Raw genomic sequence first — 255 nt, 5'->3', positions numbered from 1 at the left:
TCATCTTTCGATGAAAACTATAAATCAATCTATTGATTGAATTTACTAGTCAGCTTTCCAGATTGTTAAAGAGCATAACGCAAAAGCGTTAATCAATGATTATCTCATTCATTAGCACTTTCGCTATTTTTCTAAAACCATTTCACCAAGCAATCTGTGTGGACACTGCATTCAACAGTAAGTCTTTAGGTAAGGAGGTGATCCAGCCCCAGGTTCCCCTAGGGCTACCTTGTTACGACTTCACCCCAGTCATGA

The 255-nt window shown here is 38.8% G+C and carries 1 rRNA gene; it reads right to left on the bottom strand.

What is annotated here, in order from left to right:
* Window positions 1–190: 190 nt before the first annotated feature.
* Window positions 191–255 (bottom strand): 16S ribosomal RNA (locus E5A76_RS11010); the annotation flags it as partial.

The organism is Photobacterium lucens (genome assembly GCF_009873615.1).
Taxonomy (GTDB): domain Bacteria; phylum Pseudomonadota; class Gammaproteobacteria; order Enterobacterales; family Vibrionaceae; genus Photobacterium; species Photobacterium lucens.
This window is presented reverse-complemented; position numbering and strand designations above follow the sequence as displayed.